Origin of the sequence: Streptomyces minutiscleroticus, assembly GCF_014650875.1 — a bacterium.
Taxonomy (GTDB): Bacteria; Actinomycetota; Actinomycetes; order Streptomycetales; family Streptomycetaceae; genus Streptomyces; species Streptomyces minutiscleroticus.
The window spans coordinates 12,603-38,161 of the sequence record NZ_BMVU01000031.1; the positions used below are offsets into that span (position 1 = coordinate 12,603).

Consider the following 25,559-nt stretch of genomic DNA (forward strand, 5'->3'; position numbering starts at 1 on the left):
GAAACGGTGTCCCCCTCTTCATGAGGACACTTCGCCATGTACAAGTTCTTCTTCCGTCTGGTCTTCTCCCGGATGGACCCCGAGGCCGCCCACCACCTGGCCTTCGGCTGGATCCGCCGGGCCGCCCGCGTCCCCGTGCTGCGCGTCTTCGTCACCGCCGTGCTCGCGCCCCGGTACAAGGAGCTGCGCACCGAGGCCCTCGGGCTGCGCATGCACGGCCCCTTCGGGCTCGCGGCCGGCTTCGACAAGAACGCGGTGGGCATCGACGGCCTGGCCATGGCCGGCTTCGACCACGTGGAGATCGGCACCGTCACCGGCGAGCCGCAGCCCGGCAACCCGAAGAAGCGGCTCTTCCGCCTGGTGCCCGACCGCGCCCTGATCAACCGCATGGGCTTCAACAACGAGGGCTCGGCCGCCGTCGCCGCGCGCCTGGCCGCCCGTACGCCCGTCTTCAGGACGGTCGTGGGCGTCAACATCGGCAAGACCAAGGTCGTCCCCGAGGAGGAGGCCGCCGCCGACTACGTGAAGTCCGCCGAGCGGCTCGCCCCGCACGCCGACTACCTCGTGGTCAACGTCTCCTCGCCGAACACGCCCGGCCTGCGCAGTCTTCAGGCCGTGGACCACCTGCGGCCCCTGCTGACGGCCGTGCGCGAGGCCGCCGACCGCGCGGTGCCCGCCCGCCGGGTGCCGCTCCTGGTCAAGATCGCCCCCGACCTCGCGGACGAGGACGTCGACGCCGTCGCCGACCTCGCCGTCGAACTCGGCCTGGACGGCGTCATCGCCACCAACACCACCGTCGCCCGCGAGAACCTGGGCCTGGCCTCGGACCCCGCCGTCGTGGCGGAGACCGGCGGCCTGTCCGGCGCCCCGCTCAAGGAGCGCTCCCTGGAGGTGCTGCGCCGCCTCTACGCGCGCGTGGGCGACCGCATCACGCTCGTCGGCGTCGGCGGCGTCGAGACCGCCGAGGACGCCTGGCAGCGCATCCTCGCCGGCGCCACGCTGGTGCAGGGCTACAGCGCCTTCGTCTACGAGGGACCCTTCTGGGCCCGCTCGATCCACAAGGGGCTCGCCGCACGCCTGCGGACCAGCCCGTACGCCACCCTCGCCGACGCCGTCGGCGCCGATGTGAGGAAGACGGAGGAGACGGCATGACCCCGGAGCCCTTCGGCGCCCGGCTGCGCCGGGCCATGGACGAGCGCGGCCCGCTGTGCGTCGGCATCGACCCGCACGCGTCCCTGCTCGCCGAGTGGGGCCTGAACGACGACGTGGCGGGCCTGGAGCGGTTCAGCCGCACCGTCGTGGAGGCCCTGGCGGACCGGGTCGCCGTGCTGAAGCCGCAGAGCGCGTTCTTCGAGCGCTTCGGCTCGCGCGGCGTCGCCGTCCTGGAGAGGACGGTCGCCGAGGCGCGGGCCGCCGGCGCCCTCGTCGTGATGGACGCCAAGCGCGGCGACATCGGCTCGACCATGGCCGCGTACGCCGAGGCCTTCCTGCACAGGGACGCCCCGCTGTTCTCCGACGCGCTGACGGTCTCGCCCTACCTCGGCTACGGATCGCTGAGGCCGGCCGTCGACATGGCGCGCGAGAACGGCGCGGGCCTGTTCGTGCTCGCGCTGACCTCCAACCCCGAGGGCGGCGAGGTCCAGCACGCGGTCCGCGCCGACGGCCGCGGCGTCGGCGCGACGATGCTGGCGCACCTCGCCGAGGAGAACGCCGGTGAGGCCCCCATGGGCTCCTTCGGCGCGGTCGTCGGCGCCACGCTCGGTGACCTCTCCTCGTACGAGCTCGGGATCGGCGGACCGCTCCTCGCGCCGGGCATCGGCGCCCAGGGGGCCACCCCCGCCGATCTCCCCGGGGTCTTCGGCGCCGCCGTGCGCGACGTGGTGCCGAACGTCGGCCGGGCCGTCCTGCGGCTCGGACCCGACCCCGTCGCCCTGCGTGACGGTGCGACACGCTACGCACAGGAGATCGCGGCCGCGGTGACCGCCGGGTAACGGCGTCCGCAGGCCACCCGCCGACGCCGAACGTCCGGATAGTTTCCCGAATCCAGGGTGTTATGTCCTGAATGCCGGGCTCCATAGAGGCTGACCAGGACTTTTCCGCTGTTCTCGCTGACTCTGGCGGCCTCGACCGCTAGTCTCCGACGAGTGGGGGCACCTCCCACGCCCTCAAGGCAGTGGGGGAGGACGGGCAGGTGTGTTGCTCGTGGCTCCCCAGGTGTGGGGCGACTAGGTTCCTCACCGGTCCGTATCCGACAGTTCGACATCCGAGGTGACGTAGGCGTGGCTCTTCCGCCCCTTACCCCTGAACAGCGCGCAGCCGCGCTCGAAAAGGCCGCCGCGGCTCGCCGGGAGCGGGCCGAGGTCAAGAATCGACTCAAGCACTCCGGCGCCTCCCTGCACGAGGTCATCAAGCAGGGCCAGGAGAACGACGTCATCGGCAAGATGAAGGTCTCCGCCCTCCTTGAGTCGCTGCCGGGCGTGGGCAAGGTCCGCGCCAAGCAGATCATGGAGCGGCTCGGCATCTCCGAGAGCCGCCGGGTCCGTGGTCTCGGCTCCAACCAGATCGCCTCCCTCGAGCGCGAGTTCGGCGGTTCCGGCGCCTGACCCCCGGGCACCCGGGGATCGCGTCCCGGGCACACCGGGACTGCTGGAATAATCGCCGCATGGCTGCAACACCCCGGGGGACGACCCCCGTACCCCCGGACGTACGTCCGCGGCTGACCGTGCTCTCCGGCCCCTCCGGGGTCGGCAAGAGCACGGTCGTCGCCCATATGCGCAAGGAACATCCGGACGTCTGGCTCTCGGTGTCGGCGACGACCCGCAAGCCGCGTCCCGGAGAGAAGCACGGCGTCCACTACTTCTTCGTCAGCGACGAGGAGATGGACAAGCTCATCGCCAACGGTGAGCTCCTGGAGTGGGCCGAGTTCGCCGGCAACCGCTACGGCACCCCGCGCGCGGCGGTGCTGGAGCGCCTCGACGCCGGCGAGCCGGTCCTCCTGGAGATCGACCTCCAGGGCGCCCGCCTGGTCCGCGAGTCCATGCCCGAGGCCCAGCTGGTCTTCCTGGCCCCGCCCTCCTGGGAGGAGCTGGTGCGCCGGCTCACCGGGCGCGGCACCGAGCCGCCCGAGGTGATCGAGCGTCGCCTGGAGGCGGCCAAGGTCGAACTCGCCGCGGAGTCGGAGTTCGACACCACCCTGGTCAACACCTCCGTCGAGGACGTGGCGCGCGAGCTGCTAGCCTTGATGGACGTTGTGTGATCGTTTCTTCGATCTCATCCCCTCTTTCGGAAGGTAGAGCGTGTCCTCTTCCATCACCACGCCCGAGGGCATCATCAACCCGCCGATCGACGAGCTCCTCGAGGCCACCGACTCGAAGTACAGCCTCGTGATCTACGCGGCCAAGCGTGCCCGCCAGATCAACGCGTACTACTCGCAGCTCGGCGAGGGCCTCCTCGAGTACGTCGGTCCGCTCGTCGACACGCACGTCCACGAGAAGCCGCTCTCGATCGCCCTGCGCGAGATCAACGCCGGTCTGCTGACCTCCGAGGCCGTCGAGGGCCCGGCGCAGTAACCGCTGCTTTTCCCACCGACAGGCCCGGCAGGGGGCGCCTCCCAGTGAGAGCTGGGGGAGCAGCTGCCGGGCCTGCGGTGTGTCATGGAGGGGCGCGGCGGCGGGGCCGTGCGCGTCCTTCGTCGTCCCAACGTCGTGCCACGGCGTCGAGAAACGGGAGGCCCGGGGTGGGCAAGCCGAAGGTCGTTCTGGGTGTCAGCGGCGGCATCGCCGCCTACAAGGCGTGCGAGCTGCTGCGCCGGCTGACCGAGTCCGGCCACGACGTACGGGTCGTGCCGACCGCGTCCGCGCTGCACTTCGTCGGCGCCGCGACCTGGGCCGCGCTCTCCGGGAAGCCCGTCTCCACCGAGGTGTGGACGGACGTCCACGAGGTGCCGCACGTGCGCATCGGGCAGCAGGCCGACCTGGTGGTCGTGGCCCCCGCCACCACCGACATGCTGGCCAAGGCCGCGCACGGCCTCGCCGACGACCTGCTCACCAACACCCTGCTGACCGCCCGCTGCCCCGTCGTCTTCGCGCCCGCCATGCACACGGAGATGTGGGAGCACCCCGCGACCCAGGAGAACGTCGCGACGCTGCGCCGCCGCGGCGCCGTGGTGATCGAGCCGGCCGTCGGCCGCCTCACCGGCGCCGACAGCGGCAAGGGGCGCCTGCCCGACCCGGCCGAGATCTTCGAGGTCTGCCGCCGGGTGCTGGCCCGCGGCGTCACCGGGCCCGACCTGGCGGGCCGCCACGTCGTCGTCAGCGCCGGCGGCACCCGCGAGCCGCTCGACCCGGTCCGCTTCCTCGGCAACCGCTCCTCCGGCAAGCAGGGGTACGCGCTCGCCCGCGCCGCCGCCGCCCGGGGCGCCCGCGTCACGCTGGTCGCCGCGAACACCTCGCTGCCGGACCCGGCGGGCGTCGACGTGGTGCCGGTCGGCACGGCCGTGCAGCTGCGCGAGGCGGTCCTGAAGGCCGCCGCCGACGCGGACGCCGTGGTGATGGCCGCTGCCGTCGCCGACTTCCGCCCGGAGACCTACGCCACCGGGAAGATCAAGAAGAAGGACGGGCAGGATCCGGAACCGGTCGTCCTCGTCCGCAACCCCGACGTCCTCGCGGAACTCTCCGCGCACCGCGCCCGCGAGGGCCAGGTGGTCGTGGGCTTCGCAGCCGAGACGGACGACGTGCTCGCCAACGGCCGCGAGAAGCTGCGGCGCAAGGGCTGCGACCTCCTCGTCGTCAACGAGGTGGGGGAGAGCAGGACCTTCGGCTCCGAGGAGAACGAGGCGGTCGTGCTGGCCGCCGACGGCGAGGAGACCCCCGTGCCGTACGGCCCCAAGGAGGCGCTGGCCGACACCGTGTGGGACCTCGTGGCGCGCCGGCTGCCCTGACCGCCGCGGAGTGTCCCGTTCCGTGCCGCCGAAGGAACCGGACCCCGTGATTCCGGCGTGGCGGGCCTGGCGGTGGCGCCCGGTCATGACGCAGAATGCCCGTGCCGCAGGTCACAGCCTTCCCGCAGGACGAGACGGGTGGTAAGGCGGTGAAGCGCGACCGATAAACTGTTTCACGGACGACGCCGGGCGCAGCTCCCGTCCCGTCCGCCAATGATCAGCCAGCAGCCGCTGCAACCACAGGGAGCGTTGTGTCCCGTCGCCTGTTCACCTCGGAGTCCGTGACCGAGGGTCACCCCGACAAGATCGCTGACCAGATCAGCGACACCATTCTCGACGCGCTTCTGCGCGAGGACCCGACCTCCCGGGTCGCCGTCGAAACCCTGATCACCACCGGTCTGGTGCACGTGGCGGGTGAGGTCACGACCAAGGCGTACGCGCCGATCGCGCAGCTGGTGCGCGACAAGATCCTGGAGATCGGCTACGACTCCTCGAAGAAGGGCTTCGACGGCGCCTCCTGCGGCGTGTCGGTGTCGATCGGCTCGCAGTCCCCGGACATCGCGCAGGGCGTCGACACCGCCTACGAGCAGCGGGTCGAGGGCGACGAGGACGAGCTGGACAAGCAGGGCGCGGGCGACCAGGGCCTGATGTTCGGCTACGCCACCGACGAGACGCCGAACCTGATGCCGCTGCCGATCCACCTGGCGCACCGGCTGTCCAAGCGCCTGTCCGAGGTGCGCAAGAACGGCACGATCCCCTACCTGCGCCCGGACGGCAAGACGCAGGTCACCATCGAGTACGACGGGGACAAGGCGGTCCGCCTGGACACCGTCGTGGTCTCCTCGCAGCACGCCTCCGACATCGACCTGGACTCGCTGCTGGCGCCCGACATCCGCGAGTTCGTCGTCGAGCCGGAGCTGAAGGCGCTGCTGGAGGACGGCATCAAGCTGGAGACCGAGGGCTACCGCCTGCTGGTCAACCCCACCGGCCGGTTCGAGATCGGCGGTCCGATGGGCGACGCGGGCCTGACCGGCCGCAAGATCATCATCGACACCTACGGCGGCATGTCCCGCCACGGCGGCGGCGCCTTCTCCGGCAAGGACCCGTCCAAGGTGGACCGCTCGGCCGCGTACGCGATGCGCTGGGTCGCCAAGAACGTGGTCGCCGCGGGGCTCGCCTCCCGGTGCGAGGTGCAGGTGGCGTACGCGATCGGCAAGGCCGAGCCGGTCGGCCTGTTCGTGGAGACCTTCGGCACCGCCAAGGTCGACGCCGAGAGGATCGAGAGCGCGATCACCGAGGTCTTCGACCTCCGCCCGGCCGCGATCATCCGCGACCTGGACCTGCTCCGCCCGATCTACGCGCAGACCGCCGCGTACGGCCACTTCGGCCGCGAGCTGCCGGACTTCACCTGGGAGCGCACCGACCGCGTGGACGCCCTGCGCAAGGCGGCGGGCCTGTAGGGCGCGCCGACCGCAGGACCTGCCGTGGCCCGGCCCCCGCGGGGGCCGGGCCACGGCGCGTCCACGGCCGCCGCGGGAGTGTCGGTGCGGTCTGGTAGGAATGCAGGCGTGAGCAGGGAGGACAGGTCGGGCGACGAGGGCGCCGCGGGGGCGGCGCCCGAGCAGCTCGCGCTGATCCGGGAGACCGTCCGGCGGAACAAGGCGCCGAAGGCGAAGCCCCGGACGTGGCGCGGGGCGGCGCTGGCCAAGGAGCTGCCCGTGGCGCGGGTCCTCGTCGACAAGGGCGTCCTGCACCTGGACCGCTACTTCGACTACGCGGTGCCCGAGGAGCTCGACGAGGCCGCGCGGCCCGGCGTGCGGGTCCGGGTGCGGTTCGGCGCCGGCGGGCGCACCGTGCGGGGCGGGCGCCGGGAGGGCGGCTCGCTGATCGACGGGTTCCTCGTGGAGCGCGTCGCCGAGTCCGACTACCAGGGGCCCCTGGCCGCCCTCGCCCAGGTCGTCTCGCCCGAGCCGGTCCTCGACGCCGAGCTGCTCGGACTCGCGCGGGCCGTCGCCGACCGGTACGCGGGCAGCCTCGCGGACATCCTGCAGCTCGCGGTGCCGCCCCGGCACGCGCGGGCCGAGTCGCGCCCGTCACCCCCGCCCCCGCCCCCGCCCCCGGCGCCCGAACCGGGCGGCTGGCAGCGGTACGTACGGGGGCGCGAGTTCCTCGCCTCACTGGCCTCCGGGGGCGCGCCGCGCGCCGTGTGGACCGCGCTGCCCGGGCCGCAGTGGGCCGAGGAGATCGCCCGCGCCGTGCAGGCGACGCTCGCCTCGGGGCGCGGCGCGCTCGTCGTCGTCCCGGCCGGACGCCCCGCCGCGCGCGTGGACGCGGCGCTGACGGCCCTGCTCGGCGAGGGGCGGCACGCGCTGCTGACCGCCGACGCGGGCCCCGAGAAGCGCTACCGCGAGTGGCTGGCCGTCCGGCGCGGCTCCGTACGGGCCGTCGTCGGCACGCGCGCCGCCATGTTCGCCCCCGTGCGCGACCTGGGCCTCGTCGTGGTCTGGGACGACGGCGACGCCGGGCACAGCGACGAGCACGCCCCCTTCCCGCACGTACGGGAGGTGCTCGAACTGCGCGCCACCCGCGACAGGTGCGCCTTCCTGCTGGGCGGCTGGAGCTGCACCGTGGAGGCGGCCCAGCTCGTGGAGAGCGGCTGGGCGCTGCCGCTCGTCGCCGACCGGGAGCGGGTGCGCGGCGCCGCGCCGCTCGTGCGGACCGTCGGCGACGGCGACCTGGCCCGCGACGAGGCCGCGCGGGCCGCCCGGCTGCCCTCCCTCGCCTGGCAGGTGGCCCGCGACGGACTGCGCAGCGGCCCGGTCCTCGTCCAGGTGCCCCGGCGCGGCTACGTCCCCCGGATGGCCTGCGCCCGGTGCCGGGCGCCCGCCCGCTGCCGGCACTGCGCCGGGCCGCTCCAGGCGCAGGACGCCGCGGCGCTGCGCTGCGCGTGGTGCGGGCGCGACGAGGAGTCCTGGCACTGCCCCGAGTGCGGCGGGTTCCGGCTGCGGGCGCAGGTCGTCGGGGCCCGGCGGACCGCCGAGGAGCTGGGCCGCGCGTTCCCGGCCGTCCCGGTGCGCACCTCGGGGCGCGAGCAGATCCTGGACACGGTGCCGCAGACGCCCGCGCTGGTCGTGAGCACGCCCGGCGCGGAGCCCGTCGCCGAGGGCGGCTACGCGGCGGCCCTGCTGCTCGACGGCTGGGCGATGCTCGGCCGGCCCGACCTGCGGGCCGGGGAGGAGGCGCTGCGCCGCTGGATCGGCGCGGCCGCGCTCGTCCGGGAGCAGGGCGCCGGCGGGACCGTGGTGATCGTCGCCGAGCCGACGCTGCGCCCCGTGCAGGCGCTCGTCCGCTGGGACCCGGTGGGGCACGCGGTGCGCGAGCTGGCCGAGCGGGCGGAGCTGGGGTTCCCGCCGGTGTCGCGGATGGCGGCGGTGTCGGGCCCGCCGGAGGCGCTGGCCGCCTTCCTGGCCGGGGCCGGACTGCCCGCCGACGCCGAGGTGCTGGGGCCCGTGCCGCTGCCCGTGGCGGAGGCCGGACGGCCCCGGCGCGCGGGCGACCCGCCGCCGGGGGAGCGCTGGGAGCGGGCGCTGGTCAGGGTGCCGCCGGGCAGCGGCGCCGCGCTGGCGCACGCCCTGAAGACGGCGCAGGCGGCACGGCTGGCCCGGGGCGGGGGCGAGGCCGTCCGCATCAGGATCGACCCGCCCGACATCGGGTGAGGCACCGGAGCCCTCGGGGCGCGGGGGCGCAGGGCGCCGGATTCCGGGAGGCGGGAGTGCGCACCGGGCGCGGACACACATCTGCCTCCCGAGGCGCCGCGCCGTGCGGTGCCGGGAGGCAGACATGCCGTGGGGGTCTCGCGTCAGCCGCTGCGCGGGCCGGGGAAGGCGCTGGGCCGGGCCTCCTCGCGCAGGGTGGAGCTGCCGGCCGTCGGCTGCGTCGGCATCGGCATGGGGCGGGAGGCCGGGACCGTGGGGAGGCCCTGGGCGACGGCGACGGCGCGGGTGCCCGCCGGCTCCGTGGCCCGCTCGGCCTCGGCGGCGGCCTGGGCGGCGGCGCGGCGGGCGCCGTACCGGCGGTGGACCGCCTGCTTGGTGACGCCCAGCGCCGAACCGACCGCGTCCCACGAGAAGCCCAGCGAGCGGTCGAAGTCCACGGCCGCCGTGACCAGGGTCTCGACGCTGTCCCGCAGCTCCTGGGCGAGGCGGACGGTCGGGGCGGGGGCGCGCCCGTAGACGACGAAGCCCGTGGACGGGCCGGAGCGGCGCGGGCGGTAGACGTTGCCCAGCTGGGCGGTCAGCGTGCGCAGCGCGTCCACCTGCCGGCGGACCCGCTCGATGTCCCGCACCAGCAAGTGCAGACTGGCGCGAGCCTGGGCGTCATGGGTTGCTTGGTCGGCCATGGACAAGCCTCTCGAACCGGCGTCGAAGGATCGGGCCGCGGTGGGGCCCGTGGGGGTCAACTCTTTCTTGACCAACGCCTTTCGCGGTGAGTGGTCACGGTTCGGGGGCGTGGGCGTATGCGCGTACGCCCCCGGCGATGGGGTGCGCGCTCGCGGCCCGCCGCGAGCGCCGGCGGCGGCCACGGACCCGCGGCGCGGGGAGGCGAGCCGGCGGCGGGTCCGCGCGAGGCCGGGTCCGGCACCGCCGCACGCCCCGTCGCGTGCCCGCCCCATAGACTGGTGCGCTGCCACGAACTCCTGCCCGAGAGGCCCGAAGCCACCCATGAAGCTCGTCTTCGCCGGTACCCCCGAGGTCGCCGTCCCCGCGCTGGACGCCCTGATCGACTCCGAGCGGCACGAGGTCGCCGCCGTCGTCACCCGGCCCGACGCCCCGGCGGGACGCGGCCGGAGGCTGGTCGCGAGCCCCGTCGCCCAGCGGGCGGAGGAGGCGGGCATCGAGGTGCTGAAGCCGGCCAGGCCGCGCGACGAGGACTTCCTGGAGCGGCTGAGGGAGATCGGCCCGGACTGCTGCCCGGTCGTCGCCTACGGCGCGCTGCTGCCCAGGGTCGCGCTCGACGTCCCGGCGCACGGCTGGGTCAACCTGCACTTCTCGCTGCTGCCCGCGTGGCGGGGCGCCGCCCCCGTGCAGCACGCGGTCATGGCGGGCGACGAGATCACCGGCGCCTCCACCTTCCTCATCGAGGAGGGGCTCGACTCCGGGCCCGTCTACGGCACCGTCACCGAGGCGGTGCGCCCCACGGACACCAGCGGCGACCTGCTCACCCGGCTCGCCCTCGCCGGAGCCGGGCTGCTCGTGGCCACCATGGACGGCATCGAGGACGGCACCCTGAAGGCCGTGCCGCAGCCCGCCGACGGCGTCAGCCTGGCCCCGAAGATCAACGTCGAGGACGTCCGGGTGGACTGGTCGGCACCGGCGCTGCGCGTCGACCGCGTCGTCCGGGGCGCCACGCCCGCGCCCGGCGCCTGGACCCTCTTCCGCGGGGAGCGGCTGAAGCTGGTCCAGGTCGCCCTCGCGCCCGAGCGCGCTGACCTCGGCCTCGCCCCCGGCTCCCTGGCCGTCGGCAAGAACAGCGTCCACGTCGGCACCGGCTCGCACCCCGTGGAACTGCTCTGGGTGCAGGCCCAGGGCAAGAAGCCGATGCGCGCGGCCGACTGGGCGCGGGGCGTGCGCATCGCGGACGGGGAGACGGTCGGGGCGTAGTCGGGGCACGGGCGGACGGGACACGGCGCCGACGCCGTGTCCCCCTGACGTGCCGCTCCCGTGCCGCTCCCGCCCTCCGGCGCGTCGTAGGCTGGATGCACCACCCATCCAGGATCCGGAGCACCTTCTTCGTGAACGAGCAGTCCCGCCGTCCCCGCCGTCAGGGCAAGCCCTACCGACGCCCCAAGAAGGACCCCGTGCGGATCCTCGCCTTCGAGGCGCTGCGGGCCGTCGACGAGCGGGACGCGTACGCCAACCTCGTGCTGCCGCCGCTGCTGCGCAAGGCGCGCGAGAAGGACGGCTTCGACGCGCGGGACGCGGCCCTGGCCACGGAGCTGGTGTACGGGACGCTGCGCCGGCAGGGCACGTACGACGCGGTCGTCGCGGAGTGCGTGGACCGGCCGCTGCGCGAGGTCGACCCGCCGGTCCTGGACGTGCTGAGCCTCGGCGCCCACCAGCTGCTCGGCACCCGCATCCCCCCGCACGCCGCCGTGTCCGCCACCGTCGAGCTGGCGCGGGTGGTGCTCGGCGACGGCCGGGCCAAGTTCGTCAACGCGGTGCTGCGGAAGATCGCCCAGCACGATCTGGACGGCTGGCTGGAGCGGGTGGCGCCGCCGTACGACGAGGACCCCGAGGACCACCTCGCCGTCGTGCACTCCCACCCGCGCTGGGTCGTCTCCGCGCTGTGGGACTCCCTCGGCGGCGGCCGCGCCGGGATCGAGGACCTGCTGGAGGCCGACAACGAGCGGCCCGAGGTCACCCTGGTCGCCCGCCCCGGCCGCACGACCGCCGACGAGCTCCTCGACGGGCTCGGGGAGGACGCCGCGCTGCCGGGCCGCTGGTCGCCGTACGCGGTGCGGCTCAGCGAGGGCGGCGAGCCGGGCGCCCTGGACGCCGTGCGCGAGGGGCGTGCCGGCGTGCAGGACGAGGGCAGCCAGCTCGTCGCGCTGGCCCTCGCCGACGCGCCCCTCGACGGCCCCGACCGGGCGTGGCTCGACGGCTGCGCGGGCCCCGGCGGCAAGGCGGCCCTGCTGGCCGGGCTCGCCGCCGAGCGCGGCGCGGTGCTGCTCGCCTCCGAGAAGCAGCCCCACCGGGCCGGCCTCGTCGCCAGGGCGCTCGACGGCAACCCCGGCCCGTACCAGGTGATCGCGGCCGACGGCACGCGCCCGCCGTGGCGGCCGGGGACCTTCGACCGCGTGCTGATGGACGTGCCGTGCACGGGACTCGGCGCGCTGCGCCGCCGCCCCGAGGCGCGCTGGCGCCGCCGCCCCGAGGACCTGGAGGGCTTCGCGCCGCTGCAGCGCGCCCTGCTGCGCACGGCGCTGGACTCGGTGCGGGTCGGCGGCGTCGTCGGCTACGCCACCTGCTCGCCGCACCTCGCGGAGACCCGCGCGGTCGTCGACGACGTGCTCAAGCAGTACGGCGGCTCGGCCGAACTCCTCGACGCCCGCCCGCTGCTGCCGGACGTGCCGGCGCTCGGCGAGGGGCCCGACGTCCAGCTGTGGCCGCACCTGCACGGCACCGACGCGATGTACCTGGCGCTGATCCGCCGCACCTCCTGACATCGCCGTCCGGGGCCACGGGGACGGGGTCCCGCGCCCGGCGCGGACCCGTTCGGCGGCCGTCCGGGAAGCGGCGGGCTCCGGGGCCGACAGCCGACATCACGTCATACGTCCAGGTCATGACTGTGGTCGGAGGCGCCGCGGAGTCCGTGGCGCTGCTGGATGCGGCGGCCGTGCGATCACGTGAGTACGGCCTCGGGTTCCGCGATCGCGCCGCGCGGACACGGGGCCGGCGCCCGGCCGCGGCCCGGTCCCGTGGCGGCGCACGGGAGCCGGCCGGGACCGGCGGAAGCGCCTCGGAGCAGGGCTCCCGGGCCGGTACCGACGCGTGCGACCGGGCCCGGACATGGCAGGCTTGGGGCATGGCCGTGCAGATCAACCCCAGCATCCTGTCCGCCGACTTCGCCCGTCTCGCCGAGGAGGCGAAGGCGGTCGAGGGAGCCGACTGGCTCCACGTCGACGTCATGGACAACCACTTCGTCCCGAACCTCACGCTCGGTGTGCCGGTCGTGGAGAGCCTGGCGCGCGCGACGGACACGCCGCTGGACTGCCATCTGATGATCGAGGACCCCGACCGGTGGGCACCTCGGTACGTCGAGGCGGGTGCCGGTTCCGTCACCTTCCACGCCGAGGCGGCCGCCGCCCCGGTGCGGCTGGCCCGCGAGATCCGGGCGAAGGGCGCCCGCGCCTCGATGGCGCTCAAGCCCGCGACGCCGATCGAGCCGTACGAGGACCTGCTGCCCGAGCTGGACATGCTGCTGGTCATGACCGTCGAACCGGGCTTCGGCGGCCAGGCGTTCCTCGACATCATGCTGCCCAAGATCCGCCGCACCCGGGAGCTGATCGGCAAGCACGGGCTCGACCTCTGGCTCCAGGTCGACGGCGGGGTTTCGGCCGAGACCATCGAGCGCTGCGCCGACGCGGGGGCCGACGTCTTCGTCGCCGGCTCGGCCGTCTACGGGGCGTCCGACCCGGCCGAGGCGGTACGTGCGCTGCGCAACCGTGCGCAGGCCGCGACGTCCGGCGCGACGTGGGCGTGCGGCCACTGAGCCAAGACGACGTGAACGCCGCCCATCGGGGCTGATCGAATTCGCCGGATCTGCAAGGATGAACGGCGTATCCAGAGTGTGAACAGCAGTGAGGAGATGGCCGTGTCGGGTATGTCGGCGGGCCGGTCAGCCATGCGGATGGGACCCGCTGAGCTGGTGCAGGCGGCGGCCATGGCCCGCCGTTTCTACCTCGAGGGCAAATCCAAGATCCAGATCGCGGAGGAGTTCGGCGTCAGCCGCTTCAAGGTGGCCCGGGTCCTGGAGACCGCCCTCGAACGGGATCTGGTGCGGATCGAGATCCGCGTACCGGCCGAGCTGGACGCCGAGCGCTCCGACGCGCTGCGCGCCCGCTACGGCCTGCGGCACGCCGTCGTGGTCGAGTCGCCGGCCGACGCGGAGGAGTCGCCCGACCCGGAGAACCTCGGCGAGGTGGCCGCCGACCTGCTCGGCGAACTGGTCACCGAGGGCGACGTGCTGGGGCTGGCCTGGGGCCGCTCCACCATCCACATGGCGGCGGCCCTCGACCGGCTGCCGCCGTGCACGGTGGTGCAGCTGACCGGCGTGTACGACGCGGGGACCGCCGAGCGCGGCTCCGTCGAGGCGGTCCGCCGCGCGGCGCAGGTCTCCGGCGGGGACGCGCACCCGATCTACGCGCCGATGCTGCTGCCCGACGCGGCCACGGCGGCCGCGCTGCGCCACCAGACGGGCATCGCCCGCGCCTTCGAGTACTTCGACAAGGTGACCGTGGCCTGCGTGTCCATCGGCTCCTGGGAGGCCGGGATCTCGACGGTGCACGACATGCTCAGCGACGAGGAGCGCGCGCACTACGCGTCGCTCGGCGTGGCGGCGGAGATGTCCGCGCACCTCTTCGACGGGGAGGGGCGCCGGGTCGGGCGCGACCTGGGGGAGCGGTGCATCACCGTCAAGGCGGACCAGTTGCGCCGGGTCCCGGAGGTCGTGGCGATCGCGGGCGGGCAGCGCAAGGCCGCCGCGATCGACGCGGTGCTGCGCTCCGGGCTCGTCACCAGCCTGGTGACGGACACGTCGGCGGCGGACGCCCTGATGGCGGCGGGGGCGGCCCCGCGTCCGGCCCTCGACCGGGCGGACCCGGACGGGCCCTGAAGGGTTCCGCCGGGCAGCGGGACGGCCGTCGCGACGCCGCCCTGCGGCGCCCGACGGTGCCGCGCCGCGTAGTACGGCACGAAGACCTGCGCCACGCCGACGGGTTCGGGTCCACGTGCCGCGGCGGGCCGGCCCGCGCACCCCGGCCACCGCGCCGGGCGGGCGCACGTCCCGCGGTGACCACGACCACGCCGAGGTCCCCGGTGCGCCCGGCACGGTACAACCGTGCCGGGCGCACCGGCCGCACTGCACCGCCCGCACCGGCCGTGCCTGATCCCGCCGGACGACCGCGACGGACGACTGCGCCGGGCCGGAGCGGGGAGACGTACCACGTCACCGGTCACTGATCACTACGAGACGTTCGAGGCGGTACTGAGATGACGGACGACCTGGCGGGCCGGCTCGTGGTCGAGCTGGACCTCGACGGGGTCACGGACAGGGCGGGCCTGATGGAGCGCTGCGCGCGGGCCCTGGAGCTGCCGGACTGGTTCGGCCGCACCTGGGACGCCCTCGCCGACAGCCTCACCGACCTCTCCGTCTGGCCGGCCGCGGCCGCGGAGAAGGGGCTGCTCCTGGTCGTGACGGGCTGGCAGGCGTACGCAGGGGCCCGGCCCGAGGAGTGGCGGACCGCGCAGGAGGTGTTCTCCGAGGCGGTCGACCGCATGCCCGTCCTGTCCGTGATGCTCGCCCTCGGAGGATCGCACCAGGGGCCCGGCGGCATCCCTGGATGATCGTCCCGGCCCGCCGTGCGCACGGGGCGTGGGAGAATGAAGTACGTGCTCTTTCCCCCTGGCTGACCTGTCCGGGGGCCACCTCTGATCGACTGGGATGTGCAGCACGTGCGTTTCCTCAATGACATCCGCCCCCCGTACGACCTGACGTACGACGACGTCTTCATGGTCCCCAGCCGCTCCGCGGTCGGCTCCCGGCAGGGCGTGGACCTCACCTCCCCGGACGGTACGGGCACCACCATCCCGCTGGTCGTCGCCAACATGACCGCCATCGCGGGCCGCCGCATGGCGGAGACCGTCGCCCGCCGGGGCGGGCTCGTCGTCATTCCCCAGGACATCCCGATCGAGGTCGTCACCGACGTCATCGGCTGGGTCAAGGGGCGCCACCACGTGCTGGACACCCCGATCGTGCTGGCCCCGCACCAGACCGTCGCCGACGCGCTGGCGCTGCTGCCCAAGCGGGCGCACAACGCCGGTGTGGTCGTCGACGAGGACGACCGCCCCGTCGGCGTCGTCACCGACCGGGACCTGACCGGCGTCGACCGCTTCACGCAGCTGTCCGAGGTCATGTCCAGGGACCTGCTGCTGCTCGACGCGGACATCGAGCCCGGCGAGGCGTTCGACCGGCTCGACGCCGCCAACCGCCGTTACGCCCCGGCCGTCGACCGGGAGGGCCGTCTCGCGGGCATCCTCACCCGCAAGGGCGCCCTGCGCGCCACCCTCTACACCCCCGCCACCGACGCGAACGGCAAGCTCCGCATCGCCGCCGCCGTCGGCATCAACGGCGACGTGGCGGGCAAGGCCAAGCAGCTCCTCGACGCCGGCGTGGACACGCTCGTCGTGGACACCGCGCACGGCCACCAGGAGTCGATGATCACCGCGATCAAGGCGGTCCGCGCGCTGGACCCGCAGGTCCCGATCGTGGCGGGCAACATCGTCGCCGCCGAGGGCGTGCGCGACCTGATCGAGGCGGGCGCGGACATCATCAAGGTCGGCGTCGGACCCGGCGCCATGTGCACCACCCGCATGATGACGGGCGTGGGCCGGCCGCAGTTCTCGGCCGTGCTGGAGTGCGCCGCCGAGGCGAAGAAGTACGGCAAGCACGTGTGGGCCGACGGCGGTGTCCGCCACCCCCGCGACGTCGCGATGGCGCTGGCCGCGGGCGCGTCCAACGTCATGATCGGCTCCTGGTTCGCGGGTACGTACGAGTCGCCGGGCGACCTCCAGCAGGACGCGAGCGGGCGGCTCTACAAGGAGTCGTTCGGCATGGCCTCCGCGCGCGCCGTCCGCAACCGCACCAGCGAGGAGTCGGCGTACGACCGGGCCCGCAAGGCGCTCTTCGAGGAGGGCATCTCCACCTCGCGGATGTTCCTCGACCCGGAGCGCCCGGGCGTCGAGGACCTGATCGACTCGATCATCGCGGGCGTCCGCTCCTCCTGCACCTACGCGGGCGCGGCCTCCCTGGAGGAGTTCGCCGAGAAGGCGATCGTGGGCGTCCAGAGCGCGGCCGGCTACGCGGAGGGCAAGCCGCTGCACGCCAGCTGGAGCTAGCCCGCACCGCACGGCGGCCGGTCGCGGCGTCGCGGCCGTCGCAGTGGCGGCCGGTCGCGCGTCCACCGCGACGGCGACCGCGGCCGCCGTGCGGCGGGACGGCGGGCGCGGAGCCGGCGGGATGCGGCCGTGGGCCGGTCCCGCCGTCCGACGGGCAGCGACAAGGAGCCGGTGCGTGCCCGACCGCGGCGCACCCCGGGAGTCCCGCACCCCCGTCCGCTCCGCCGTCGCCGTGGGCGCGCGGCCCTGGTGGGGGTGCGGCGGAGCGCGCCTTCCGGGTGCCGCTGTCGCCCGCGGCCGGCTTCGGCCCCTGAGCCCGGACGACGTGCGGCCTCCCGGCGGTGACCCGGGTGGTCCTCGGTGTCCGGACGGCCACCGGGCCCGTGTTCTACTTCAGCTGCGGCCACCGCCGCTCCCGGCCGGCCGGTCGCCGCCGGCGCCGCCCCCACCGATGTCATCGCAGAGAAGTGAACCACCCGCCTTGCTGAACGATCTCGACGAACGCATCGTGCACGCCCTCGCCGAGGACGCCCGCCGCTCCTACGCCGACATCGGCCACCTCGTCGGCCTGTCCGCGCCCGCCGTGAAACGGCGCGTGGACCGGCTGCGCGCCACCGGGGCCATCACGGGGTTCACCGTACGGGTCGACCCGGCGGCGCTCGGCTGGCACACCGAGGGGTTCGTCGAGATCTACTGCCGCGGCAACACCTCGCCCGAGACCATCCAGCGCGGTCTGGAGCGCTACCAGGAGGTCGTCGCCGCCTCCACCGTCACCGGCGACGCCGACGCCGTCGTCCAGGTCCTCGCCTCCGACATGCGGCACTTCGAGCGGGTCCTGGAGCAGATCGCGGGGGAGCCGTTCGTGGAGCGCACCAAGTCGGTGCTGGTGCTCTCGCCGCTGCTGCGGAGGTTTTCGTCGGGGTCCCCCGCGTAATCCGCCGGGGTCCCCGCGCAAGGGGAACCGCCCGGCCGTGCGACGGCGCGCCCGGGGAGGGGGAAGGGGAGGGGGAGCCGCCGGAGGCTCTGTCCGCTGGGCGCGACGGGCGGAACCGTCTACCATCAGCGGCATGAACCGGCGACATTGATCCAGCAGCCGCGCCTCCCGAGGGCCGCCTCGGACGCCGTACCCCCGGCGTCCGAACCGTCCCCGCGGGAAGGCCTCATGACCTGCTCATCCACGCGCGCCGCGCGTGTGCCCGCCGCCGGCGTCCGGCGGCTGACGGCCACGCTGTACGGCTACACGTTCCTGAACGACCTCGTCCTGCTCTACCCGGTGTACGCGCTGCTGTTCGCCGACACCGGTCTCTCCCTCCACCAGATCTCCTCGCTCTTCGCCCTGTGGTCGCTGACCGGCGTCCTCGTCGAGATCCCGTCCGGCGCCTGGGCCGACGCCGTCTCCCGCCGCCTGCTGCTGTGGCTCGGGCCGCTGCTGGGCGCGGCCGGCTTCGCCCTGTGGACGCTGCTCCCCTCCTACGGGGCGTTCGCCGCCGGCTTCGTGCTCTGGGGCGTCCACGGGGCCCTCGGCTCCGGCGCGCTGGAGGCGCTGGTGCACGACGAGCTCGACCGGCTCGGCGCCGCCGGCCGCTACGCGCGCGTCATGGGCCGCGCCCGGGCCGCCGGACTGGCGGGCGTCATGGCGGCCATGGGGCTGGCCGGCCCGGCGCTCGCCCTCGGCGGCTACGGAGCCGTCGGACTGGCCAGCGTCCTGACCTGCCTGCTGACCGCGGCGGTGGCCGCCCGCTTCCCCGAACACCGCACCAGGGATGAGGAGGGAGGAGGGGAAGGGAACGGAGGCGCCGGCTGGGGCGTCGCCCTGCGGTCCGGTCTCGCCGAGGCCCGCGCCGACCGGTCCGTGCGCGGCGCGCTGCTGCTCGTCCCGGCCGTCACCGCCGTGTGGGGCGCGCTGGACGAGTACACGCCGCTGCTGGCGCGCGACACCGGCGTCGCCGACGGCACCGTTCCCTGGCTGCTGCTGCTCGTCTCGGCGGGGACCACGGCCGGCGGTCTGCTCTCCGGCGCGGGGGAGCGGCTCGGCGGCGCCGGGCTCGCCGGGCTGCTCGCGGGATCCGCCCTGGCCCTGGCGGCGGGCGCGGCCGCGGGGACACCGGCCGCCGTCGCGCTGGTGGCCCTCGCCTTCGGCGGCTTCCAGCTGGCGAGCGTGCTGGCCGACGCGCGGCTGCAGCGCCGCATCGAGGGCACGGGCCGCGCCACGCTCACCTCGGTGGCCGGCGTGGGCACCGACCTGGCCACCGTCGCCGTGTACGGGGCGTACGCGGTGACCGCGTCGGCCGTGCCGCACGGCACCGCCTTCGCGTTGTTCGCGGTGCCGTACCTGGTGACGGCGCTGCTGCTGGTGGCCGGACGGCCGGCGGGAAGGGGGCGCCGCGGCGCCTGAGAGGGCACCTCTCCGCGGTCGGCGGGGCGGGGTGCCTGCCGGACGGCCCCGCCCCGCCGACCGGCGGGCGGGGCCGTCCGGCAGGCGACGCGACCAGCGGGCGGCGTGCCCGGAGGACGCGCAACGGATCGCCGTACGACCCCCCGCACACGCAACGAATCGCCTGCTCACACGCAACGGCTGCGCCTTGTCCGGCCGCGACCGACGGCCGTACCGTCTACAGCGGCCGCTCGGCCGCCGCGTCCCGTCCTCTCGGCCGCGGCCTCCCCCTTCGCCTTTTCTCCGTCACCGTCGAGGACCCCGCATGCGCATCGCCCTGCTCCAGAGCTCCGGCCGGCCCGGATCCGTCGCCGGGAACCTCGAGGTGCTCGACGAGGCCGCGGCCCGCGCCGCCGCCGCGGGCGCCGGGCTGCTGGTGACGCCGGAGATGTTCCTGACCGGGTACGCGATCGGCGCGGACGTGCACCGGCTCGCCGAACCCGCCGACGGGGACGCCGCCGACGCCGTCGCCGAGATCGCCGCGCGGCACGGCGTCGCGGTCGCCCACGGCTACCCGGAGCGCACGCAGGACGGGGTGTTCAACGCGGCCCAGCTGATCTCCGCCGACGGAGCCCGGCTCGCCGACTACCGCAAGACGCACCTGTACGGCGCCTTCGAGGCGCGGTGGTTCACCCCGGGCGACCGGAGCGTCGTCCAGGCCGACCTCGGCGGCCTGCGCGTCGGGCTGATGATCTGCTACGACGTGGAGTTCCCGGAGAACGTCCGCGCCCACGCGCTCGCCGGCACGGACCTGCTGCTGGTGCCGACCGCGCAGATGCACCCGTTCCAGTTCGTCGCGGAGTCCGTCGTCCCGGTGCGCGCCTTCGAGAACCAGATGTACGTCGCGTACGCCAACCGCACCGGCGCGGAGGGGGAGTTCGACTTCGTCGGGCTCTCCACCGTGGCCGGTCCCGACGGCACCGCACGCGCCCGGGCGGGGCGCGGCGAGGAACTGCTCCTCGCCGACGTCGACCCCGCCCTGCTGGCCGCCTCGCGCGAGGCCAACCCCTATCTGCGCGACCGCCGCCCCGGCCTGTACGGCTCCCTGGCCTGAGCCCGGCCCGCACCCGCACCTCCCTCTCGCCCCTCCGTGCAAGGAGTCCGCACCCCATGACGTCCACGGTGCCCAACGCCGTCGAGCACACCGACGGGCAGCAGCCGCCGATCACCATGTTCGGCCCGGACTTCCCCTACGCGTACGACGACTACCTCGCGCACCCGGCCGGCCTCGGCCAGGTCCCCGCCACCGAGCACGGCGGCGAGGTCGCCGTGATCGGCGGCGGCCTGTCCGGGATCGTGACCGCGTACGAGCTGATGAAGATGGGCCTGAAGCCCGTCGTGTACGAGGCCGACCGGATCGGCGGCCGGCTGCGCACGGTCGGCTTCGACGGCTGCGACCCCTCGCTCACCGCCGAGATGGGTGCCATGCGCTTCCCGCCGTCCTCCACGGCGCTCCAGCACTACATCGACCTGGTGGGCCTGGAGACCCGGCCGTTCCCCAACCCGCTCTCGCCCGCCACGCCCTCGACCGTCGTCGACCTCAAGGGCGAGACGCACTACGCGCGCACGCTCGACGACCTGCCGCAGGTCTACCGCGACGTGGCCGACGCCTGGGCCGCCTGCCTGGAGGAGGGCGCCGACTTCTCCGCCATGAACCGCGCGCTGCGGACGCGCGACGTGCCGCGCATCCGGGAGATCTGGTCCCGGCTCGTGGAGAGGCTGGACAACCAGACCTTCTACGGCTTCCTCTGCGACTCGCCGGCCTTCCGGTCCTTCCGGCACCGGGAGATCTTCGGGCAGGTCGGCTTCGGCACCGGCGGCTGGGACACCGACTTCCCCAACTCCATCCTGGAGATCCTGCGCGTCGTCTACACCGAGGCCGACGACCACCACCGCGGCATCGTCGGCGGCTCGCAGCAGCTGCCGCTGCGGCTCTGGGAGCGCGAGCCGGAGAAGACCGTGCACTGGCCGTACGGGACGTCGCTCGCCTCGCTGCACGAGGGCGGCGCCCCCCGGCCCGCCGTGACCCGGCTGCACCGCACCGCGGGCGACCGGATCACCGTGACCGACGCGGCCGGCGACATCCGCACGTACCGGGCGGTGGTCTTCACCGCCCAGTCCTGGATGCTCCTGTCGAAGATCGATTGCGACGACTCGCTCTTCCCGATCGACCACTGGACGGCGATCGAGCGCACCCACTACATGGAGTCCAGCAAGCTGTTCGTGCCGGTCGACCGGCCGTTCTGGCGGGACCGGGACGAGGAGACGGGCCGGGACGTCATGTCGATGACGCTGACGGACCGCATGACGCGCGGCACGTACCTGCTGGACGACGGCCCGGACCGGCCCGCCGTCATCTGCCTCTCCTACACCTGGTGCGACGACAGCCTGAAGTGGCTGCCGCTCAGCGCGCACGAGCGCATGGAGGTCATGCTCAAGTCGCTGTCGGAGATCTATCCCAAGGTCGACATCAGGAAGCACATCATCGGCAACCCGGTGACCGTCTCCTGGGAGAACGAGCCCTACTTCATGGGCGCGTTCAAGGCCAACCTGCCCGGCCACTACCGCTACCAGCGGCGCCTGTTCACGCACTTCGTGCAGGACCGGCTGCCCGCCGACCAGCGCGGCGTCTTCCTCGCGGGCGACGACATCTCCTGGACGGCCGGCTGGGCCGAGGGCGCCGTGCAGACCGCACTCAACGCCGTGTGGGGCGTGATGCGCCACTTCGGCGGGGCGACCGACCCGTCCAACCCCGGCCCCGGCGACGTCTACGACGAGATCGCGCCGGTGGAACTGCCGGAGGACTGAGCCCGGCCGGGGCGACGGGGACCGGACCGGCCGGGGCGACCGGTGCCGGGCGGCCGGGTGCGGGTGCGGACCCGGCGCGGTGGTGCGGTGGTGCGGTGGCGCGGCGGCGCCGCCGGGTCAGTCCGGCAGCGGGGTGAGCAGCAGGCGTCCCGCGCAGCCGGCCGCCGCGTCCATGCGGTCGGCGAACTCGCCGGCCAGTCCGGGCAGGTCGCGCAGCGCCCACAGCGCGCGGGCCGCGCACCAGGCGGCGTCGCGGGCCCGCTCCAGGCTCCACGAGCCGGCGAGGTGGATGAGCGGATCGGCGACCTGGAGGAGGTCGGGGCCCGGCATCAGCTCCTCGCGGACGCGCTCCTCCAGCGCGGTGAGGATCTCGCCCACGCGGTCGAACTCGTCCTCCAGGGACGCCGGTTCGCAGCCGAGCGTACGACAGGCGTCCACGACCGCGAGCGCCAGATCGTGCCCGATGTGCGCGTTGATGCCCGCGAGCGCGAACTGCAGCGGACGTACGCCGGGGTGCCGGCGGAACTGGAACAGCGGCCGCCAGCTCGCGGGCGGGCGGCCCCCGGCGGCCACCGCGTCGGCGGCCGCCAGGTAGCGCCCGGCGAAGCGGACGTCGAGCGTGATCGCCGCGTGGGCGTCGGGGAAGCGGCCCGTGTCGACCTGTCGGTCGACCTCCTCGGTGACGGTCAGATACACGCGGTTGAAGACCGCGACGCCGTCCCGCTCGGGCCAGCCGGCGCCCAGCGCGCGCATCCGCGCCAGCACCGCGTCGATCCCGCGGACGGGAGCTGTGACATCCGCGACGTCCCCGGAACCTTCCCACCGCACCATGGGGGCAGCGTCCCAGTCCTACGCTGACCCGCGTGCCGCCGGGCCGGAGGCTTCCCCAGAACGGGGGACCCCGCCCGCCGGAGGAGGGGGAGCGACAGGTGTCAGGCGAACGGGCCCGGGGATCGGCGCCGCGCCGAGAGGACGGCCGGAACGCCGCACGCCGTGCGGAGAGCGGCGGTGCCGCCCGGCCCGCGGATGGCGTCGGGCGTGCGGGCGGTACGGGCGGTGTCCGGCGCGGCCGCCGCGGACGTGGCGACCGGCGCGGGCTCATGGTCGCCGTCGCCTCCGCCGTGGTCGTGGCCGGTACCGCGGCGGGGACACTGTCCGCCGTCGACCGCCCGCACGGCGACGAGGCCCGGCCCGAGGTGACGCGTTCGCCCCTGCTGGAGCCGGCGCCGGCGCCGTCCGCGCCGAAGACGCGGCCCGCCACGGCGTCCGCCGCGCCCTCGCCGTCCGGGACGAAGGCGGCGCCGACGCCCTCCCCGGCCGGGACGAAGGCCACCGGGAGCCCCGGCGCCGCGCCCGCGCCCGCGTCCGGCGCGCTGTACCGCCACGCCGACTCGCAGGTCCTGGACTGGGTGCGGGCCCACCCGGGCGACCCCCGGCGCAGAGTCGTCGAGTCCCGGATCGCCGCCCACCCGGCGGCGGTCTGGTTCACCGACCCCTCGCCCTCGGCCGTCGCCTCGCAGGTCCGCGCGGTCACTTCGGCCGCGGCCGCGCAGGGCCGGGTGCCGACCGTCGTGGCGTACGCCGTCCCGGGGCGGGACTGCGGCGGGGCCTCCGAGGGCGGTGCCGCCGACCTCGGCGCGTACGACGCGTGGATCGACGCGTTCGCCGGCGGCCTGGGCTCCGGCGAGGTGATCGTGATCCTGGAGCCCGACGCGATCGCCCAGTCCGACTGCCTCCCGGACGGCGAGCGCGCCGACCGCTTCGCCTCCCTGGCCCGCGCCGGGCGCGTCCTGAAGGAGGCCGATCCCAGGGCCCGCGTCTACCACGACGCCGGCCACTCCGCCTGGAACTCCCCCGAGCAGCAGGCACGGCTGCTCCGGCAGGCGGGCGCCGCCTCGCCCGCGTCCTCCGACGGGATCTTCAGCAACGTCTCCAACTTCCACCGCACGGAGGCCGAGATCGCCTACGACCGGCGGGTGCTGGACGCGCTCGGCGGACCCGCGGGTCTGGGCGCGGTGATCGACACCAGCCGGAACGGCAGCGGGGCGCCCGCCGACGGCGCGTGGTGCGACCCTGCGGGCCGGAGCCTGGGGCGGGCGCCGACCCTGCGGACCGGCGAGGCCCGGATCGACGCCTACCTGTGGGTCAAGCTGCCGGGGGAGTCGGACGGCTGCCGGGGCGAGCCCGGCACCTTCAGCGCCGACTACGCCTACGACCTGGCGCGCTGACCCGGTCCTGCGCGCCTGCGGGCTTCCCGGCTCCCGGGGTTCTCAGGGCTTCCCGGGTCCCCCCGGCTCCCCGGCCCTCCCGGCGGACGCCGCGTCGTACGAGGAGGTGCCCTCGTCCAGCAGCGGCTCCTGGTTCTTCAGGTGGGCCGGGGCGAGCGCGCGCAGCGCGTGGTAGCCGGTGATGACGACGAGGGTGCCGAGGGCGATACCGCTCAGCGAGAAGGTGTCGGTGAAGGTCAGGGAGACGTTGCCGACGCCGATGATGATGCCCGCGGCGGCCGGCACCAGGTTCAGCGGGTTGCGCAGGTCCACGCCCGCGTTGAGCCAGATCTGCGCGCCGAGCAGGCCGATCATGCCGTACAGGATGACGGTGATGCCGCCGAGGACGCCGCCGGGGATCGCGGCCACGACCGCGCCGAACTTCGGGCACAGGCCGAAGAGGAGGGCGAAGCACGCGGCCGCCCAGTACGCGGCCGTCGAGTAGACGCGGGTCGCGGCCATGACGCCGATGTTCTCGGAGTACGTGGTGGTGGGCGGGCCGCCGACGGCGGTGGAGAGCACCGAGCCGACGCCGTCCGCGGAGATCGCCGTGCCCAGCTTGTCGTCGAGCGGGTCGCCGGTCATCTCGCCGACGGCCTTGACGTGCCCGGCGTTCTCCGCGATCAGCGCGATCACCACGGGCAGCGCCACCAGGACCGCCGACCACTGGAACGACGGTGCGTGGAAGTCCGGCAGCCCGATCCAGTCGGCGCTGCCCACGCCCGACAGGTCCAGGCGCCAGTGGTCGGTGACCTCGCCGCTCGGGTCCGCGGAGTGGATCTTCCCGAAGACCTGGTCGGACAGCCAGGAGAGGACGTAGCCGAAGACGAGGCCGAGGAAGATCGCGACGCGGGACCAGAAGCCGCGCAGGCACACCACGGCCAGACCGGTGAACAGCATCACCAGCAGCGCCGTCCACTGGTCCTGCGGCCAGTAGGTGGAGGCGGTCACCGGCGCGAGGTTGAAGCCGATGAGCATGACGACCGCGCCGGTGACGACCGGCGGCATGGCGGCGTGGATGATCCGCGCCCCGAACCGCTGCACGGCCAGGCCCACCAGGAACAGCGCGGCGCCCACGACGAGGACGGCGCCGGTCACGGTGGCGCTGGTGCCGCCCTGGGCGCGGATGACCGCGGCGACGCCCACGAAGGAGAGGGAGCAGCCCAGGTAGCTGGGCACCCGGCCGCGGGTGGCCAGCAGGAACACCATGGTCGCGACGCCCGACATCATGATCGCGAGATTCGGGTCGAGCCCCATCAGGACCGGCGCCACGAACGACGCGCCGAACATCGCCACGACGTGCTGCGCGCCGAGCCCGATCGTCCGCGGCCAGCTGAGCCGCTCGTCGGGGCGGACCACCGCCCCGGGGGCCGGGTTGCGTCCGTCGCCGTGCAGTTTCCAGCGCACGCCGAGATCCATGTGAGAGTCGCTTTCCT

General features: G+C 74.7%; 22 protein-coding genes. 19 read left to right on the forward strand and 3 right to left on the reverse strand.

The window, feature by feature from the left end:
- Positions 1–36 precede the first annotated feature (36 nt).
- The 8 genes from IE271_RS25875 (at position 37) to IE271_RS25910 (ending at position 8,655) form a co-directional block, all read left to right on the forward strand.
- Complete coding sequence (locus IE271_RS25875) at positions 37–1,152, forward strand: quinone-dependent dihydroorotate dehydrogenase (RefSeq protein ID WP_190192838.1); 1,116 nt, start codon at positions 37–39, stop codon at positions 1,150–1,152.
- A complete protein-coding gene (pyrF, locus tag IE271_RS25880) occupies positions 1,149–1,991 on the forward strand; it encodes an orotidine-5'-phosphate decarboxylase (protein WP_190192839.1) in 843 nt (280 codons plus the stop codon). The genes IE271_RS25875 and pyrF overlap by 4 nt, the downstream gene beginning before the upstream one ends.
- Positions 1,992–2,279: 288 nt before the next feature.
- Positions 2,280–2,603 (forward strand): integration host factor, encoded by a 324-nt coding sequence (locus IE271_RS25885; RefSeq protein ID WP_016638838.1) that lies wholly within the window; start codon positions 2,280–2,282, stop codon positions 2,601–2,603.
- Positions 2,604–2,662: 59 nt separating this feature from the next.
- Complete coding sequence (gmk, locus tag IE271_RS25890) at positions 2,663–3,256, forward strand: guanylate kinase (protein WP_190192840.1); 594 nt, start codon at positions 2,663–2,665, stop codon at positions 3,254–3,256.
- Positions 3,257–3,296: 40 nt separating this feature from the next.
- Entirely contained in the window at positions 3,297–3,569 is a 273-nt protein-coding gene (rpoZ, locus tag IE271_RS25895; RefSeq protein ID WP_030610454.1) for a DNA-directed RNA polymerase subunit omega, read from the forward strand.
- Positions 3,570–3,736: 167 nt separating this feature from the next.
- Positions 3,737–4,939, forward strand: a complete 1,203-nt coding sequence (gene coaBC / locus IE271_RS25900) for a bifunctional phosphopantothenoylcysteine decarboxylase/phosphopantothenate--cysteine ligase CoaBC (RefSeq protein WP_190192841.1) — start codon at positions 3,737–3,739, stop codon at positions 4,937–4,939.
- A gap of 251 nt (positions 4,940–5,190) precedes the next feature.
- Entirely contained in the window at positions 5,191–6,399 is a 1,209-nt protein-coding gene (metK, locus tag IE271_RS25905; RefSeq protein WP_190192842.1) for a methionine adenosyltransferase, read from the forward strand.
- A 108-nt stretch (positions 6,400–6,507) separates the two neighbouring features.
- The gene (locus tag IE271_RS25910) at positions 6,508–8,655 is read left to right on the forward strand and encodes a primosomal protein N' (RefSeq protein ID WP_190192843.1); all 2,148 of its coding nucleotides are present in this window, start codon (positions 6,508–6,510) and stop codon (positions 8,653–8,655) included.
- A 143-nt stretch (positions 8,656–8,798) separates the two neighbouring features.
- Here IE271_RS25910 and IE271_RS25915 read toward each other — a convergent pair whose 3' ends face one another.
- Positions 8,799–9,338 carry a hypothetical protein gene (locus tag IE271_RS25915; RefSeq protein WP_190192844.1) on the reverse strand — a complete coding sequence of 180 codons (540 nt, stop codon included), beginning with the start codon at positions 9,336–9,338 and terminating at the stop codon, positions 8,799–8,801.
- A 322-nt stretch (positions 9,339–9,660) separates the two neighbouring features.
- Between IE271_RS25915 and fmt the strand changes: the two genes are divergently transcribed.
- From fmt to IE271_RS25965, 10 genes are all read left to right on the forward strand, one after another.
- Entirely contained in the window at positions 9,661–10,599 is a 939-nt protein-coding gene (gene fmt / locus IE271_RS25920) for a methionyl-tRNA formyltransferase (RefSeq protein ID WP_190192845.1), read from the forward strand.
- A gap of 131 nt (positions 10,600–10,730) precedes the next feature.
- A complete protein-coding gene (locus tag IE271_RS25925; RefSeq protein ID WP_190192846.1) occupies positions 10,731–12,161 on the forward strand; it encodes an RsmB/NOP family class I SAM-dependent RNA methyltransferase in 1,431 nt (476 codons plus the stop codon).
- Between the two features lie 362 nt (positions 12,162–12,523).
- Positions 12,524–13,210 (forward strand): ribulose-phosphate 3-epimerase, encoded by a 687-nt coding sequence (gene rpe / locus IE271_RS25930; RefSeq protein WP_190192847.1) that lies wholly within the window; start codon positions 12,524–12,526, stop codon positions 13,208–13,210.
- A gap of 78 nt (positions 13,211–13,288) precedes the next feature.
- On the forward strand, positions 13,289–14,332 hold the full coding sequence (locus IE271_RS25935) for a sugar-binding transcriptional regulator (protein WP_190192848.1): 1,044 nt from the start codon (positions 13,289–13,291) through the stop codon (positions 14,330–14,332).
- A gap of 377 nt (positions 14,333–14,709) precedes the next feature.
- Positions 14,710–15,063, forward strand: coding sequence for a barstar family protein (locus tag IE271_RS25940; RefSeq protein WP_190192849.1), 354 nt, complete (start codon positions 14,710–14,712; stop codon positions 15,061–15,063).
- Positions 15,064–15,171: 108 nt separating this feature from the next.
- Positions 15,172–16,614, forward strand: coding sequence for a GuaB1 family IMP dehydrogenase-related protein (locus tag IE271_RS25945; RefSeq protein ID WP_190192850.1), 1,443 nt, complete (start codon positions 15,172–15,174; stop codon positions 16,612–16,614).
- 481 nt (positions 16,615–17,095) lie between these two features.
- The gene (locus tag IE271_RS25950; protein WP_190192851.1) at positions 17,096–17,548 is read left to right on the forward strand and encodes an Lrp/AsnC family transcriptional regulator; all 453 of its coding nucleotides are present in this window, start codon (positions 17,096–17,098) and stop codon (positions 17,546–17,548) included.
- A gap of 228 nt (positions 17,549–17,776) precedes the next feature.
- A complete protein-coding gene (locus IE271_RS25955; protein WP_190192852.1) occupies positions 17,777–19,009 on the forward strand; it encodes an MFS transporter in 1,233 nt (410 codons plus the stop codon).
- Positions 19,010–19,313: 304 nt separating this feature from the next.
- Complete coding sequence (locus IE271_RS25960; RefSeq protein ID WP_190192853.1) at positions 19,314–20,102, forward strand: carbon-nitrogen hydrolase family protein; 789 nt, start codon at positions 19,314–19,316, stop codon at positions 20,100–20,102.
- A 56-nt stretch (positions 20,103–20,158) separates the two neighbouring features.
- Positions 20,159–21,856 carry a flavin monoamine oxidase family protein gene (locus tag IE271_RS25965; protein ID WP_190192854.1) on the forward strand — a complete coding sequence of 566 codons (1,698 nt, stop codon included), beginning with the start codon at positions 20,159–20,161 and terminating at the stop codon, positions 21,854–21,856.
- Between the two features lie 117 nt (positions 21,857–21,973).
- Here the strand turns inward: IE271_RS25965 and IE271_RS25970 are convergent, their stop codons facing one another.
- Positions 21,974–22,687, reverse strand: a complete 714-nt coding sequence (locus IE271_RS25970; protein WP_190192855.1) for a DUF5995 family protein — start codon at positions 22,685–22,687, stop codon at positions 21,974–21,976.
- Positions 22,688–22,956: 269 nt separating this feature from the next.
- Between IE271_RS25970 and IE271_RS25975 the strand changes: the two genes are divergently transcribed.
- Positions 22,957–24,084, forward strand: a complete 1,128-nt coding sequence (locus IE271_RS25975) for a glycoside hydrolase family 6 protein (protein ID WP_190192856.1) — start codon at positions 22,957–22,959, stop codon at positions 24,082–24,084.
- A gap of 42 nt (positions 24,085–24,126) precedes the next feature.
- On the opposite strand, the gene IE271_RS25980 is transcribed toward IE271_RS25975, so the two are convergent.
- Positions 24,127–25,542, reverse strand: coding sequence for a uracil-xanthine permease family protein (locus IE271_RS25980; RefSeq protein WP_190192857.1), 1,416 nt, complete (start codon positions 25,540–25,542; stop codon positions 24,127–24,129).
- Positions 25,543–25,559 lie beyond the last annotated feature (17 nt).

Bases quoted from the DNA above. Each gene is read 5' to 3' on its own strand.
- IE271_RS25940 (WP_190192849.1), top strand. From the start codon at position 14,710: ATGACGGACGACCTGGCGGGCCGGCTCGTGGTCGAGCTGGACCTCGAC.
- pyrF (WP_190192839.1), top strand. From the start codon at position 1,149: ATGACCCCGGAGCCCTTCGGCGCCCGGCTGCGCCGGGCCATGGACGAG.
- IE271_RS25875 (WP_190192838.1), top strand. From the start codon at position 37: ATGTACAAGTTCTTCTTCCGTCTGGTCTTCTCCCGGATGGACCCCGAG.
- gmk (WP_190192840.1), top strand. From the start codon at position 2,663: ATGGCTGCAACACCCCGGGGGACGACCCCCGTACCCCCGGACGTACGT.
- rpe (WP_190192847.1), top strand. From the start codon at position 12,524: ATGGCCGTGCAGATCAACCCCAGCATCCTGTCCGCCGACTTCGCCCGT.
- IE271_RS25980 (WP_190192857.1), bottom strand. From the start codon at position 25,542: ATGGATCTCGGCGTGCGCTGGAAACTGCACGGCGACGGACGCAACCCG.
- IE271_RS25915 (WP_190192844.1), bottom strand. From the start codon at position 9,338: ATGGCCGACCAAGCAACCCATGACGCCCAGGCTCGCGCCAGTCTGCAC.
- IE271_RS25975 (WP_190192856.1), top strand. From the start codon at position 22,957: ATGGTCGCCGTCGCCTCCGCCGTGGTCGTGGCCGGTACCGCGGCGGGG.
- fmt (WP_190192845.1), top strand. From the start codon at position 9,661: ATGAAGCTCGTCTTCGCCGGTACCCCCGAGGTCGCCGTCCCCGCGCTG.
- IE271_RS25960 (WP_190192853.1), top strand. From the start codon at position 19,314: ATGCGCATCGCCCTGCTCCAGAGCTCCGGCCGGCCCGGATCCGTCGCC.
- IE271_RS25955 (WP_190192852.1), top strand. From the start codon at position 17,777: ATGACCTGCTCATCCACGCGCGCCGCGCGTGTGCCCGCCGCCGGCGTC.
- IE271_RS25970 (WP_190192855.1), bottom strand. From the start codon at position 22,687: ATGGTGCGGTGGGAAGGTTCCGGGGACGTCGCGGATGTCACAGCTCCC.
- IE271_RS25965 (WP_190192854.1), top strand. From the start codon at position 20,159: ATGACGTCCACGGTGCCCAACGCCGTCGAGCACACCGACGGGCAGCAG.